This window comes from Collinsella provencensis (genome assembly GCF_900199705.1).
Classification (GTDB): Bacteria; Actinomycetota; Coriobacteriia; order Coriobacteriales; family Coriobacteriaceae; genus Collinsella; species Collinsella provencensis.
Window position 1 is genome coordinate 991,034 of the sequence record NZ_LT904908.1, and the last position, 15,804, is coordinate 1,006,837.

General features: G+C 59.3%; 9 protein-coding genes. 4 read left to right on the forward strand and 5 right to left on the reverse strand.

The features are described 5' to 3' along the window. Positions 1-85 precede the first annotated feature (85 nt). Complete coding sequence (locus C1711_RS04535) at positions 86-562, reverse strand: YhcH/YjgK/YiaL family protein (protein ID WP_102337986.1); 477 nt, start codon at positions 560-562, stop codon at positions 86-88. Positions 563-866: 304 nt separating this feature from the next. Between C1711_RS04535 and pyk the strand changes: the two genes are divergently transcribed. After that, positions 867-2,336, forward strand: coding sequence for a pyruvate kinase (gene pyk / locus C1711_RS04540; RefSeq protein ID WP_102337987.1), 1,470 nt, complete (start codon positions 867-869; stop codon positions 2,334-2,336). A 315-nt stretch (positions 2,337-2,651) separates the two neighbouring features. After that, positions 2,652-3,881: a Fic family protein gene (locus C1711_RS04545; RefSeq protein ID WP_102337988.1), complete on the forward strand. Its 1,230-nt coding sequence runs from the start codon at positions 2,652-2,654 to the stop codon at positions 3,879-3,881. Positions 3,882-3,937: 56 nt separating this feature from the next. Here the strand turns inward: C1711_RS04545 and C1711_RS04550 are convergent, their stop codons facing one another. The 3 genes from C1711_RS04550 to pheS form a co-directional block, all read right to left on the reverse strand. Continuing rightward, positions 3,938-4,831: a hypothetical protein gene (locus tag C1711_RS04550; RefSeq protein ID WP_234346243.1), complete on the reverse strand. Its 894-nt coding sequence runs from the start codon at positions 4,829-4,831 to the stop codon at positions 3,938-3,940. 169 nt (positions 4,832-5,000) lie between these two features. Further along, positions 5,001-7,466: a phenylalanine--tRNA ligase subunit beta gene (gene pheT / locus C1711_RS04555; RefSeq protein WP_102337989.1), complete on the reverse strand. Its 2,466-nt coding sequence runs from the start codon at positions 7,464-7,466 to the stop codon at positions 5,001-5,003. A gap of 144 nt (positions 7,467-7,610) precedes the next feature. Next, positions 7,611-8,687, reverse strand: a complete 1,077-nt coding sequence (gene pheS / locus C1711_RS04560; RefSeq protein ID WP_102337990.1) for a phenylalanine--tRNA ligase subunit alpha — start codon at positions 8,685-8,687, stop codon at positions 7,611-7,613. Positions 8,688-9,263: 576 nt separating this feature from the next. On the opposite strand from pheS, the gene C1711_RS04565 reads away from it, so the two are divergent. Further along, positions 9,264-10,793, forward strand: coding sequence for a carboxypeptidase M32 (locus C1711_RS04565; protein WP_234346244.1), 1,530 nt, complete (start codon positions 9,264-9,266; stop codon positions 10,791-10,793). A 352-nt stretch (positions 10,794-11,145) separates the two neighbouring features. Here the strand turns inward: C1711_RS04565 and C1711_RS04570 are convergent, their stop codons facing one another. Continuing rightward, positions 11,146-12,267 carry a DMT family transporter gene (locus C1711_RS04570; protein WP_324761443.1) on the reverse strand — a complete coding sequence of 374 codons (1,122 nt, stop codon included), beginning with the start codon at positions 12,265-12,267 and terminating at the stop codon, positions 11,146-11,148. Positions 12,268-12,520: 253 nt separating this feature from the next. Here C1711_RS04570 and C1711_RS04575 point away from each other — a divergent pair, with 253 nt between their 5' ends. After that, a complete protein-coding gene (locus tag C1711_RS04575) occupies positions 12,521-15,778 on the forward strand; it encodes an insulinase family protein (RefSeq protein ID WP_234346246.1) in 3,258 nt (1,085 codons plus the stop codon). Positions 15,779-15,804 lie beyond the last annotated feature (26 nt).

A 15,804-nucleotide genomic window follows, 5' to 3' on the forward strand; every position in this document is an offset into this window, starting at 1 on the left:
GCGATCTTAAAAAAATCGCGGCGGCCCGTGCAGCCGCCGCAACTCAATCCTGCTGTGTCGTTGTAAGTTAAACCGTGTTTCGCTGCTAGACCTCATCCCAGAACTGATCGCCCACGACCTTGAAGCAGATCTTCTTGACCGGACCGGCTTCCTCACCAGGAGCAACAAGCGTGGGCATATGCGGCTCGCCGATTGTGAAGATCACAAAGCGTCCGCGACCGAGCACGCCATCAATAGCATCGGCCATGTCTGCCGACTCGAGCAAGAAGTCATCTTCTTCCTGCTCGTCCCATGCAAGCTTGCCAGGAATCGTCTTGAACGCCTCCGTGCCTTCAAGGTCGATCTGCACGTCCATATACTTTTTATGCGCCTCGAACTGCGCATCCTCAGGCTGACGCGTGTGCGCCTCCATGACGTTGGCAAAGACACGAGCGCCATCGATTTCATTTGACCCAACGGGCAGCTCCGCGGAATCGTGCTCCGCAAGCCAATCGATAAGCGCGTCGAGCCCTTTGTAGAGTCCGCGATAGCGTTCAATTACGTTTAGTCCGTCGCAAATCATGGAATCATCCCCTTCGGTTGAAGCGCTACAACATACACGCTTCTCAAAACGATTATACATACCGCCGTAGGGGAAATTCCATCGTACCCGTCAGGTGTGGATTAATCTCAGCGAGTGGTCAGAGCACGTGTTTCTATCAGTACCCCTTTCAATTAATTGCATCGCTATACAAAACGCAAGCAATAAATCAAGCCAAATGAAACGTTTCATCGGTATAAAGTCAAAAAATATCGGCAAACGGGGTTGCATTTCGCTACAATATGGAGAAAGAAAGGCGCTCAGCAACGATCAGATGGAGGTCTGAATGAAGCACGAACAGAAGCGCACGAAAATTGTATGCACCATGGGCCCTGCCTGTGACGACGAAGAAACAATCTGCGAAATGATTAAAGCGGGCATGAATATCGCTCGCTTTAATTTTTCCCACGGCTCGTACGAGGAGCACACCGAGCGTATTACGCGCGTCCGTCGTTGTGCAGAGAAGGTCGGAAGGCCCATTGGCATCCTGCTCGACACCAAGGGTCCTGAGGTGCGCACGGGTCTGCTCGAGAACCACGAAAAGGTCGAGGTCCACGCTGGTGACAAGATCATCGTAACCGCTCAGACCACGTCCGAGGACTGGCTGGGCAACGCCTCCCACATCTCGCTCGACTATGAAAAGCTCCCGCACGAGGCTGCCGCGGGCTCCGTCATCTTGATCGACGACGGCCTTGTTGGCCTTGAGGTCGAATCCGTTGATGGCAAGGACATGCATTGCACGGTTATGAACAGCGGCTTTATCGGCGAGCGCAAGGGCGTCAACATCCCGAACGTCGACATTTCACTGCCCGCCGTCACCGAGCGCGACCGCGCCGACATCCTCTTTGGCCTTACTCAGGGCATTGACTACATCGCCGCGTCCTTCATCCGCAACGGCAAGGCCGTCGAGGAAATCCGCGAACTCTGCCGCAACAACGGCGCCGAGCACGTCACGATTTTCCCCAAGATCGAGTGCGCGCTCGGCGTCGAGAAGTTCGATGAGATCCTCGAGGCGTCTGACGGCATCATGGTCGCCCGCGGTGACCTGGGCATTGAGGTTGCGCCTGAGCTCGTACCGCATATTCAGAAGGAAATCATCGCCAAGTGCAATGCGGCGTACAAGCCCGTCATCACCGCGACGCAGATGCTCGACTCCATGCAGCACAACCCGCGCCCCACGCGCGCCGAGGTCACCGACGTCGCGAACGCCATCCTCGACGGCACCGATGCGGTCATGCTCTCCGGAGAATCCGCGGCCGGCATGTACCCGGTCGAGGCTGTCAAGATGCAGGCGTCCATCGCCATCGAAACTGAGAAGCACATGGCAGATCACGCCGACCTCAAGATGCCCGCAGGCGCACATGGCACGCGCATCGTCAACAACGTTGTGGGTATGTCCGCCGTTCAGATGGCAACCGCCGTTGGCGCCAAGTGCATCACCGTGCCCACCACCACGGGCCGCACCGCGCGTCTGATTTCGCACTTCCGTCCGAATATGCCCATCTGCGCGTTCTCCCGCCATCAGTGGGCAGTCCAGCAGATGCTTATGTACTGGGGCGTTATCCCCCGTCAGGCCGAGATCACGCAGGGCACCGTCAACGGCACGATTGTGAAGGCTGTCGAAACCGCTAAGGAGCTCGGTTTCGTCAAAAAGGGCGACCTGACTGTTGCCACCGCTGGCGATCCCCGCATGAGTGTCCAGCTCGAGGGCAAGATTTCCTCGACGAACGTTGCCTACGTCGCACAGGTGCGCTAGGCACGCTCACTCATACATAGACGTATTCAAGCGTCCGCTGACGAACAATAGTTTCGTTGGCGGACGTTTTGTTTAACGAGTTTTTGAACACTGAACACTTCTGCTGAGACCCTATTGTGCAAATTCGCGCTTTTTGCGCGCAAGACATCTGTGTCAAACATCTATTGTGTAAATATCGATTTTTTGCAAAATTAACCCCTTAAATCAGATAGCTATTGTTCAAAATCGGCTTTTTTGTTCATTTAGGATTCCATTTCACGCCGTTTGCGAACATAATGAAGAAACCATTCGTAGTATCGAGCGAGAGGAGCACGCATGGCATATCCCACTCTTCAAAAGCTGTTCTATCGTGACGTCAGCTCTGATAGATTTTCCGCTCATGATTCGCTCCTTAAAGAACGTCTCACGCAGGAATCTACGTTTCGCACGGGTATTTTTCTCGATGATCACGAACTGTTCCTCGCCGTGCCTCGAGAACTTTCCCTCCTCAACGAGCAGGTTCTTCGCCGCGAAAGAAAGGTATCCGCCCTCTGGCGGCACTTGCCCACCATTGCGCTCGGAGCGTTCATACGTTCGCTCATTCTTGACGAAGTGGTTTACAGCAACGAGATGGAGGGCGTCCACAGCACACGCCGCCAAATCGAAGCCGCGCTCAACCGCGTTGTCTCTTCAGCCGACAAAACATCCAAGTTAAAGCACACGCCCTTCTATGAAATGGCAAATCTGTACCTCAACTTGACAAAAGCACCTTCGATGCCGCGTGAGCTCCAGGATATTCGAACTATCTACGACGCCGTAGTTGCAGATGGAATCGATGATGTCGATGTCCCTAAGGATTCTTTGTTCCGTACGGGCCCAGTCATCATCGAAGACCAACGCGGAAAAATCGTCCATACTGCTGTGCCGGGGAATCAGGTTGAGGACATACTCAGCAAATGGCTCACCCTTGCATCGAGCGAAGAGATTCCTGAACTCTATAGCGCCGCTCTCTGTCACTTCCTCTTCGAATACATCCACCCCTTTTATGACGGAAACGGACGTACCGGACGCTATCTGCTCGCCCTTCAGCTAACAGCTCCCCTTTCAGATGCAACGGTTCTCTCGTTGTCACGCATAATTGCAGAAAATAAAAATGCATACTACAAGGCCTTCAGCATTACCGAAGAAGAGTTGAACGGCGGCGAGGGAACGCATTTCGTCATTACGATGCTTGAGTTGATTGCACAGGCTCAGGAAGAGCTCATTGCCGACCTAGAAACCAAACGCTCTGCTCTTGACACCCTCAACGCAAGACTTAATGAACTGGAAGCCAAGTTTGGAAAACGTTCGATCGACGCCCTCTTTTTTGCAGGGCAAATGCAGCTATTTGATATATTTGGCGAAACCAAGCCCATGGAACTTGCATCGTATTTGAATGTGTCAGAAGCAACAGCCCGCAGATTGCTGAAATACCTTGCTGACGAAAAGGGGCTGTTGGAACGCACGAACATGCGGCCCGTCTCTTATCGCCTCAGCAAAACCGGATGCGGGATGCTGGGCCTATAGCTTTAAGCACTGAATCTGTGTGAAACACCTGCCCCTTCAAAAGGCAGGTGCTCTTGTTATGCCAGACGTTCTCCCAGCAGACGATCGGCGGTGGCATTGACCTCGTTGAACGTCCGGTCAAAGAACTCGGCGTCGAGCAACTGATATTCCGGCTCAATCCTCAAGAAGTTCGTGCGCACGGTTTCGTGTGCAACCGCCTCGGTTCGATACACGGAGCGCTCGTCGATGGGATACTGCGGAAATACCGCCGCCGCTGCAATGAGCTGCGGCGTCGCGCGTGGGACCAAATCAATCGAAAGCGATTTTCCAAAAAGGTCAAAATCCGCCTGCTTTTTCACCCTGAATCCGCTGGAGGGCTTCTCGCCGCGAGCAACGAGCACATCGCTCACGCGCTGATTCCAAATGCAATCCGCAAGCAGGTGGACCCATGTCCCCAATAACATGTCGAAAAGAGATTCCGCCAGCTCATCGGGCAAAAACGGCTCGTTCAGCTCATCAAAAACAGCACGCTGTATAGAAGCCACATCTTGAAGATCGACTTCAAATTCAAACGATGCCGCGTGTGAGGGCGAAACATGTGCAACTTCGGCGACGATAGAAAGCGGCTCCCAATACGGACGATTGACACGCGGAGCATTTCGCATGGATAAGCTGGCACTAGCACCATTCGCGGAGGCAACGTAGCGCTCCCAAAACTCATCGTACCGAGGCTTAGGGATGTGTTCGGGATTGGCGAAATGCGTGATGCGATACGGGATGGGACACTCAATGCTCGGCACCATGTAGCCCACGTAAATGTCGGGGATGAGGTTGCCGAACAGGAAGGCGTTGCGGTCGTGCACGATGCGCGAAACCGCCCCGTCCGCCGCGAGCAGGCGTTCCGCATGTGCGGTATGTATATTCCAACTCGGCATCGAGTCGACCTCCATCGACAAATACTCGTGCGCCAAAATGATTTGCTCGGGAACACAAGGGCAGCGAGCCCCTGCGCAACAGACGGCGTGTGTCCCTCTCACGGCGGAGACAACGCGTCCGCTAAGAGGCTGCGCGCCCCCGCGCAAAACACTCGCGCGTGAAAACGCGCGGCCGCAGCAAATCACGACCGCGCGTCCAAATAAACTAGCTGCGAATTTCGCCGCCCGTTGCCTTGCAGACCTTCACGATCAGCTTGGCATGGGCCTTCTCGACTTCCTCGCTGGTGAGCGTGTGATCCTCAGCGCGATACGTCAGCGCAAACGCCATGGACTTCTTGCCCAAGCCCACGCGCACCGGGTCGCGATACACGTCGAACAGGCGCACGCCGCACAGCAGCTTGCCGCCCGCGCTCGTAATCCTGCGCTCCAAATCCTCGCAGGTCACAGCCTCGTCAACCACGATGGCAAGGTCGTGTTCAACGCTCGGGAACTGGGAGAGCTCGCGGTAGGCAGCCTGCTCGCCGGCGCTCTTGAGCAGCGCCTCGAGGTTAAGCTCAAACGCAACCACCGGGATGTCGATGTCATAGGCCTCGCGCGCATCGGGATGGATCTCGCCCACCCAACCGAGCACGGTGCCGCCGCTCATGACCTCGGCGCAACGTCCGGGCTGCAGGAACGCATAATTCTCACCTTCGGCAACACGGAAACGAACCTTCGGGATGCGCAGCTGGTCGAGCAGCTCCTCCACAATGCCCTTGCCATCGAAGAAGCGCAACGGCGTCGGCTTCCTGTTCCACGAGACATCGCCCATGGCACCCGAAAGCACGCCCGCCACAGCCTCGCGCTCCTTGGGCGCACTGGCGTTCTCGCGGCCGAAGAACAGCGTGCCGATCTCGTAAAGCTGCACGTTGGCGGTGCCGTGCGCGTTGTTGTACGCAACGGACTGCAGCAGGCCCGGAATGAGCGAGCGGCGCATCTCGGTCTGCTCGGCAACCAACGGGTTCATGAGCACCACAGGGCAACCGCGGCCCTCGGCGGTCATGTTGATCTTCTCAAGGTCGCCCGGTGCGGCAAACGAGAAGTTCATCGTCTCGTTCATGCCGCACGCGCGCAGAATCTGGCCGACCTTACGGGTCAGGCGCTGATCGCGCGTCAAGCCGCCGATGTGATTCTTGGCTGCGGGAATCGTGGCCTCAACGCGACCCATGCCCCACAGGCGAAGAGTCTCCTCGATGAGGTCGATCTCACGCGGAAGGTCGGGGCGGAAAGTCGGCGGCGTCACCGTGAAGGTCATGGCCTCACCCTCGCCGTGTGACACGACGGTGCAGCCCAGGCGCGTGAGCGCGGTCTCGATGAACGCAGCCTCGATGGGGGCACCGCACATCTGATGCACGCGGGAAAGGCGCAGCTCAATGGGTTCAATCGTGTGCGGCGCGGGATACACGTCCACATAACCCGGAGCGACCTCGCCCTCTGCAAGCTCTTCGATGAGCGCGCAGGTGAGGTTTGCCACGTTCACGCAACCCGTCTCGTCAACCTGACGCTCGAAGCGAATGGAGGCATCGGAAATGAGTGCGAGGTCGCGGCTCGTGTGAGAAGTGCGACCCGCGTTGAAGCACGCGCTCTCAACCAGCACGTCGACGGTATCGTCTTCAATCTCGGAATCCATGCCGCCCATAACGCCGGCAAGCGCAACGGGGCGCTCACCGTCGGTGATCAGCGCCATGCCCTCGGCAAGCGTGCGCTCGACATCGTCGAGCGTGCGGAACGTCTCGCCCTCGTGCGCCGCGCGAACCACCACGGAACGACGACCATCGCGCTCGGCGAACGTGGAAAGGTCGAACGCGTGCAGCGGCTGGCCGGTGAGCATCATCACGTAGTTGGTGATGTCCACGATGTTGTTGTGCGGACGGACACCGCAGGCGTTCAGACGCTGGACCAGCCACTCGGGCGAGGGGCCGACCTTGACGTTGCGAACGATGCGCGCAACGTAGCGGTCGCACAGCTCGGCGTCGGCGATCTCGACGCTCACCTCGTCGGCCGTAGGACGTCCCACCTCCGCCTTGATCTGCGGCAGCTCGACGTAGTAATCGCGGTCGTAAATCGCACCGACCTCACGCGCGATACCAATCATGGACAGGCAGTCCGGACGGTTGGGCGTAATCTCGCAGTCGAGCACCGTGTCGGAGGTTCCCAGATACTGGGCGATCGGCATGCCCACCGGAGCGTCGGCGGGCAGAATCATGATGCCCGAATGATCGGACGAAAGCCCCAGCTCACGAGCGGAGCAATTCATACCCATCGACACCACACCGCGAAGCTTGCCCTTCTTGATGTGAATGTCGCCCGGCAGCTCGGCGCCAACCAAAGCGGTCACGATGTGATCGCCTGCCTCGAAGTTCTGTGCACCGCACACAACCTGCAGCGGCGCGGGATTGCCGTCGGCGTCTACGTTGTGCTCGCCCACGTCGACCATGCACACCCACATGTGATCCGAGTCAGGGTGCGGCTCCTTACTGAGCACCTGCGCCGTCACGATGTTGTCAAATGCCTCGCCCACCGTGTCGATCGCCTCAACCTCGGTGCCCGTGCGAATGAATTCGGTGGCGAGCTCCGTCGGGTCCTCCGGAACGTCCACCATGGTCTTCAACCAGTCGTATGAAACCTTCATATCAAACCTCTTTTAGAGAAGGGCGAACTACAAAAACTTCGGGTTGTTCGAGTGCGGAAGATTGGCGTGAAAGAGGAACGCAGCGTACCAAGGTACGTAAGCGACGATTGAGCGCCAAGGTTCCGTACTCGGGCAAGCCGAAACCTAGAACTGCTCAAGGAATCGCATATCCCCTGTGACCAGCGTACGCAGGTCGGGCAGGTCGTAGCGAAGCGCCGCGATGCGCTCCACGCCCGCGCCGAATGCGAAGCCGGAGTACTCGTTGGGATCGATTCCGCAGTTGATGAGCACGTTGGGGTCGACCATGCCGCAGCCCAGAATCTCAATCCAGCCGGAATGCTTGCAGAACGGGCAGCCCTTGCCGCCGCACACGCCGCAGCTCACGTCGACCTCACATGAAGGCTCGGTGAAGGGGAAGAAGTGCGGACGATAACGCGTGGCGCGGTCCTCGCCGAACATGCACTTGACGAAGTAGTCGAGCGTGCCCTTGAGGTCGCCGAACGTGATGCCGCGGTCAACGACCAAGCCCTCGACCTGATGGAACTGCGGCAGATGGCAAGCGTCGGCGGTGTCGGGGCGGTACACGCGGCCCGGGGCGATCATGTAGATGGGCGGCTCCTGCGCCTCCATGGTGTGCACCTGCACGCCGGAGGTCTGGGTGCGCAGCAGCACGTCAGACTCGCCGTGAGCGTGCTGCTCGGGGTGAGCGGCCGTACCGGGGGCATTGTCCTGCACGTAGAAGGTGTCGCGCGCGGAGCGGCTCGGGTGGTCGAGCGGGGCATTCAGCGCGGTGAAGTTATACCAACTGCTCTCGACCTGCGGGCCAGACTCGACCGTGTAGCCGATGCCGCAGAACACGTCCTCAATCTCCTCGATGATCTGGTTGATGAGGTGCGCATGACCGATCTTGGGACGAGCGCCGGGCAGCGTGATGTCCACCGCCTCGATAGCCATGAGCTCGCGAATCGCCGCGCGCCTAAGCTCCGATTTGCGCCTCTCGAGCATCATCTCCGCCATGCGGCGCATCTCGTTGGCGCGCTTACCCAAAATGGGGCGCTCCTCGGGGTCGAGCTGACCCATCATGCGCATCAGGCCCGTGATCTCGCCCTTGCGGCCCATGAGCGCAACGCGAGCCATCTCGAGTTTCTCGGGTGTCTCCGCTGCCTCAATCATCTCCCTTGCACGCTGTTCAAGCGCTTCCAAATCGTCGATCAGACTCATCCGTTCCCTTCCTCTCAAAATAAAAATCCGCCCTTGGGTTTTTGTGCTTGTGCACACCCAAGGACGGATAACATTCCGCGGTACCACCTTGTTTGGCTGCCGGATGTCGTGCCCAGCATGCCCTCTTTTGCCCCATGTCGCCGAGGCAAGCGGCTCCCCTACTCAGCTTCTGACGCCGCGCGATTGCACATCCTTGCGGGCATTGAAGCCCGGATCTGCACGCGGGGCAACCGTTCAGGTCGCAGCTCGGGAGTGAACTCGCATCCTCGTCGCCGCAAGCGGGCTTTCAGCCGGTGACCCGCTCTCTCTGTGCCGCAACATGTGAGGGTGCAACCTCTCCGTCAACGCAGTGGTCAGTATGATAGCACACCGCAACCAGCCATATACCTTCTTCATCGCCTCAAAGTCGGAGTCGTTGGGTAACGCCGCGCGTAGGAACGAAAAAAGCGCAACCTAAAAACAGGCAGCGTTTGCTTGGCTTGTAAACTGCCGTCGACATTACGCCGCCACGGTAAACGTGGCAAACAAGCGGGTACACTTACAGGCGGTCCGTCTTAACAACGAAGGAGGCTCATCATGGGCGAATCCCCCACCATGGCAACCAACGATCTCACTACACGTTTCCGCGAGCTTGAGCACAAGCTCTGGACGCGCGAGTACCTCATGAAAATCACGAGCTTTGACGGCGCCACCGTGGCACCCGAGAACAGCGCTGCCTCCCGTGGCGAGGCGCTCGGCACGCTTTCAGGCGAGCACCACGAGCTGCTTACGGGCACCGAGGCTCAGGAACTCCTCGGCGAGCTAACGGCCGCGGTCAAGGCTGGAGATATATCCGATCCGCAGCTCCTTGCCGAAATCCGCACGCTCGCGCGCGACCAGCGCGAGGCCTGCGTCATCCCCACGGAGGAAGCCGAAGAGTGGACGCGCCTCACCTGCGAGTCGCAGGCCGTGTGGCACAAAGCGAAGACAACGAACGACTGGGTGAGCTTCGAGCCCTACATCGACCGCCTTGTCGAGACGCTCAAGCGCCATGCAAGCTACATCGATTCCACGCGTGACCCCTACGACGTGTGGCTCGACCAGTACGAGCGTGGCATGAACGCCGCGGCGTACGATCGCTTCTTTGACCAGGTACGCGAGACCGTTGTCCCACTCGTCCACGCCATCAGCGAGCGCGGAGAGCAACCCGATGCGCCGTGGCTTACCGCCCACGTATCCGACGCCGTTCAGCGCGAGCTTTCGTACGATCTCATGAAGCTCATGGGGCTCGCCCCCGCCGATACCACGCTCGCCTTTACCGAGCATCCCTTCTCCGAGGGTTTCTCCGTGGGCGATGCGCGCGTTGCCACGCATATCTACGAGGACAACGTGCTCTCCAACGTGTACTCCATCATCCACGAGTCGGGTCACGCGTCCTATGAGCTGGGCGTCAACCCTGCATACGCGCGCACGTGCCTGGAGGGCGGCACCTCGATGGGCATCCACGAGAGCCAGAGCCGCTTCTTTGAGAACACCGTCGGACGCAGCCGCGCCTTTATGGGGCCGCTGCTCGGCGTGCTGCGCGCGCACGCGCCCGAGGTGTACGGCGACGTGACCGAGGACGAGCTGTACCGCGCAGCCAACATCGCCACACCATCGCTTATCCGCACCGAAGCCGACGAGCTCACGTACCCGCTGCACATCATGCTACGCTATGACATCGAGCGCATGCTGTTCTCGGGCGAGGCGACCGCCAAGGACGTCCCAGCGCTCTGGAACAAGCTGGTCAAGCAGTATCTGGGTCTCGACGTGCCCAACGACGCGCAGGGCTGCCTGCAGGATATCCACTGGAGCGAGAGCTTTGGTTACTTCCCCACCTACGCGCTGGGCAGCGCCTACGACGCGCAGTACGTACCCGCCATGCAACGTGACGGCGTGAATCTAGACGATGTGTGCGCCTCGGGCGACCTCACGCGCGCACTCGAATGGCTGCGCACCAACATCTGGCAATGGGGCCGCGGCAAGGATGCCGCGGAACTCGTCGAGGGCGCCTGCGGCGCGCCGTTCGACGCCACGTTCTACTGCGATTACCTGGCAAGGAAGTTCAGCGAACTGTACAAGCTGTAGTTTTCTGGCAGTGCGAACGATTCAAAAAGAGGGTGAGCATATGCTCGCCCTCTTTTTTCGCAAAATCAGGCCCGCAATGGCAACTTTTGCCAGATTGTAAGGTTCTCTCGACCGCGTGAACGCGGAAAACAAGGCGCGCGTGAATCCCAGCGAGGCATCAAATCACCGCGACCTGCGGTTTTGCTAAATCAGTATCAGGCAAATGACGCAGCGCTTCCCAAAAAATCCCTCGAAGCAAGTGCCAGACCTTATAATCTGGCAAAAGTTGCCACAAAAACGCAATCGTGAAGAAAAACTGAGTGCCCCCGGGCGGATGGCATGCCAAATACGCGCAGCAATGAACCTGCGAGACCTACACCGTCAGGAACACCATCGCGATGATGCAGGCAAAACCGATAAGATCCGTGGGAGCGAACACCGTCCCCAGCACCAGTGCGCTGGTCACGGTTGCAGACACCGGCTCGACGGTGCCGATCAGGCTCGCGCGCACGCTGCCGATTTCCTTGACGCCCTGCATATAGAGGTTGTAGGCCAAGAACGACCCCACCACGATGAGAATCGCAAGCGCAATCCAACCGCCTGCGTCAAACGCCGGAACGGCATTCCAGGGCCGCACAAAGCACGAGAGCACCACGCCCGAGGTGAACATTGCCGAGCCCGTGACAATCGACGACCCATAAATGGGCAAGATTTTCGTAGGGACAATTGTGATGCAAGCGGCGCCTACCGCGGAAAGCAGCCCCACTACCAGGCCCTCGGGAGGAATAACCAGCGACGTGGGGTCACCGCCCGTGGCAATAAGGAACGCACCGATAAGCGCCAACGCCAAACCCGCAAGCTCGCGGCGACGCGGAGCGCGATGCGCACGCAGGCAGGTGTACCCCATGATGAGTATCAACTGCAGGCATTGCATAACAGTTGCCGTACCGGCATTGGTGTAACGTACCGCCAGCATGTAGAACAGAGAGTTCGCAAACACGCCTGCAAAAGTGAAGAACAGCATGAGACCAAGATGCTTTGGCGTGTGCAGTAGCTTCGCGAAGCGTTTGCGGTCAGTCAGAAGAATAACTGCCATAAACAGCGCACCGGCACACAGCTGACGCACCGACAGAAGCCAAATCGTATCGACTTGGAAATGCTCAAACAGGTAGCTTGCAGACGTTCCCGAAAAGCCCCAAAACGTTCCGCCGGTAAGCGTGACGAGCGCACCTCGTGCAAAACGACGCGTTGATTCGTCGTTGTGGCGCTTGCGATTCGAGCGACGGGCGGCACGCGCTTCGGCGCTTGCATCGGAACCCGGACGAATAGACGACGCAAGTCCAACAGCACCGCGAGGTGCCCCACCTTGCTGGCGCTCGGCCGTCTTGGCAGCAGCACCACTTGGTTCACCCTGTTCGAAGGTACGATTATCCGCCGGAATATCATCCCGCTCTTGCTCTGTTAGCTCGTCAGATGCTTCCAACTCACTCGCCACTTCTATCCTTTCCATTTCAACAAGCCCTACAACCATAGCGCATGAGGTTGAGCGGGTATACTGGGCAACAGCGGAAACCCCGAGTTCCCCAACACTGCCTACGCTGGCGCAACGAAATCGTCCGTTCGCACGAGCCCGATGCTACAAACCGCCTGTATGCGGGCGGTGTGCAGTTCGCGCAAAACCAACCGACTCGCGCGTCAGAAACAGGGCAAAACAAAACCAACTTCAGCCCCACAAAGGAGCCGTATCCATGATTGTATCTGCAGCTAGCAACGCATTTTCAGCCAACAGCACGACCAAGCCCATGATCAACGGGGTTGCGACCAACGGTATGCCCGCGCCCACTACGGCGGCAAACGGCACGTCCTCGCACGCACCCACGGCAAACGCATCCGACCACGCCTTTAACGCGCGTGAGCACGCCAAACAACTACTCCCCCTGGGCACTTCGCTCGCCGGTTTCACCGTCACTCACCGCGAAAAAATCGCCGAGCTCGACGCCGACGCCTACGTCTTGCATCACGAGGCATCGGGCGCACGGCTGCTTTACCTTGCCTGCGAAGACGAGAACAAGGCGTTTTCCATCGGCTTCAAAACACCGCCCACAGACGACACGGGCGTGTTCCACATCTTGGAGCACTCGGTTTTGTGCGGCTCGGCAAAGTTCCCGGTCAAGGAGCCGTTTGTCGACCTCATCAAAAGCTCGATGCAAACGTTCCTCAACGCCATGACCTATCCAGACAAAACCATCTACCCGGTGGCCACCACCAACGAGCAAGACCTGCTCAACCTCATGGACGTCTACATGGATGCGGTGCTCAATCCCGCCATCTACACCAAACGTAGCATCTTCGAGCAGGAGGGCTGGCACTACGAGCTCGACGTGCCCGAAGGCGCCGCCCCGCGCGAGGGGGCACTGCGCTACAACGGCGTGGTCTTCAACGAAATGAAGGGCGCGCTGTCCGATCCCATGGATGTGCTGGACAACGCCATCAACCAGGCGCTCTTCCCCGATAACGCCTACGCGTGCGAGTCGGGTGGCAACCCGCGCGCCATCCCCCAGCTCACCTATGAGCAGTTCCTCAACACGCATGCGCGCCACTACAATCTGGCAAACAGCTACCTCACCCTGTACGGCGACCTAGACATCGAGCGCGTCCTGACGTTTTTGGACGAGCGCTATCTGTGCCAAACGGCGCGGGAAAAAGACGCCTCCGCACGTGCCGCGGCGCTCGGCCTTGCAGAAGGCTCGACCGTCGGCGCACCCAACCCCTTGGTCGAACAGGCTCCCGTCACCTGCGAATACAAGCCCATCGAAATGGAGACGACGCCCGAGAACGCCAGCGTCGGCCTGGGCTATGTGATCGGCGACGCGCAGGATCGCAAGCGCATCATTTCCGCCGACATCCTATTCGACGCACTGCTGGGCTCCAATGAGGCCCCGGTCAAGAAGGCCATCCTCGCCGCCGGTCTCGGCGGAAACGTGATGAGCTACACCTCCACGCATTGCCTTCAGCCGTATGAATTCATCGTCTTGCAGAACGCCCAACCCGAAGTCGCCCGTCGCCTTCGCGAAACGGTTGAAAACACCTGCCGCGAGCTCATTGAGCACGGCATTCCACGTGACCGTCTGGAAGCAGTGATTTCCAGCAACGAGTACGACCTGCGCCAACGCGACTTCGGCACCGCCGACGGCGTGGCACTCGGCTGCGATGCACTCTCCACGTGGCTCTACGAGGACACCGACGAGGCCGCCACGCGGGCGCTCAAATACGGTGACACCTACGCCGACCTGCGTCGCGAACTTGATGGCCCCTACTTCGAGAACCTGCTGCGCGAGCTCGTGCTTGAAAGCGACCATTACGCGCTGGTGGAGCTGAAGCCAGTTGGGCCGAACGCAGAAACAGAGCCGATTGAGGTCACCGAAGACCAGAAAAGTGCTGCGGACAGAGCACCGAGCGACGCCGAAGATGCTCCCGCGCCCGCCAATCTCGACGTCAACACCGCCGACCCCGGCGAGGCTGCGGAGCTCGCTGCCGCCCAAGCTGCGATGAGCGATGCCGATCTCCAGACAATCCTCGACAACGTGGCCGCTCTTCGCGCCGCGCAAGAAGCGGACGACACGCCCGAGGCAAAGGCGACGCTGCCGCGCCTGCACGTGAGTGACATCGGCCCCGCGCGTCCCGAGCCCGCCTGTACGCTTGACACTGACACGCCGCTGCCCTGCCTCAAGCACGACATTCCCACCCATCGCCTCGCCTACGCGCTCACGTACTTCGACTTGAGCCACCTGAGTTACGCCGAGCTGCCGTACGTCACGGTGCTCGCCAAACTCATGCAGCAGCTCCCCACCACGCGCCACAGCGCCGCCGAACTCGACAGCTACATCGGCTCTAACCTGGGCTTCCTCTCCTTCCGTACCGAGGTCTACATGCCCGAGCAGGATTGGCGTCTCGCTCGTCCCATGCTGCTCGTAAGTGCCGGCGCGCTCTCCGAAAAGATCGACGCGCTCGCAACCATTCCGCATGAGGTATGGGCCGAAACCATCTTTGAAGACACCGACCGCATGCGCGACGTCCTCACGCAGCTCCGCATCGGGCAGGAACAGTCCTTCCTCATGGCGGGTCATCAAGCCGCACTCGTGCGCGCGATGAGCTACGTCTCCCCCGCATCGGTGGTGGTACAACAGCTTTCAGGCGTGGACTTCTACCGTTTTGTGCGCGACCTGCTCGACAACTTCGACGAGCGCAAAGATGAACTCTGCGCCAAGCTGTGCGAGCTTCAGCAGCGCATCTTCACCTCCACGGGCACCCTTGCAAGCTTTACCGGCTCGAACGAGGACTACGCGCGTTACTGGAGCGCCGCAGGCACGCTGGGGCTCACGCCCCGCACGGCTCCCTCCAAGGAACTTTACGTCCCCATGCCTGAGGACAAACATGAGGCATTCATCATTCCGAGCGACGTGTGCTACGCCGCCCGCGCCATCGACCCGCGCCGCTTGGGAATAACCATGGACGGCGCGTGGGGTGTGGCCAGCACCGCACTTTCCTACGATTACCTGTGGAACGAAATCCGCGTGAAAGGCGGTGCGTACGGCTGCGGCTTCGTAGCCGGATTAGCGCGGCGCCTCGGCTTCTACACGTACCGCGATCCAGCCATCGACCCTTCGCAAGAGCGCATTGCCCGCGCTGGTACATGGCTTAGCGCGTTTGAACCCGAACGAGATACGTTTGAGGGCTTTATCGTGAGCTGCGTTTCCGACCACGACGCGCCCATCAAGCCCTATGCGCTCGCCCGCAGACAGGACATGATGTATCTGAGCGATTGGCCCGCAGGTCGCCTTGAGCGCCTGCGCGAGACCATGCTCGCCACCACGCCCGAGCAACTCCGCGCGCTGGGCAACGAGGTCACGCGCATCGCGCAGGAGGCGCCGCTGTGTGTCTTTGGCGGGCGCGATCTCATCGAGGCAAGCGCGCTCGGGCTCACCCCCGTCGATTTGCTGGCGTAAAATAGAAACATTATTCGTTGAGAGGA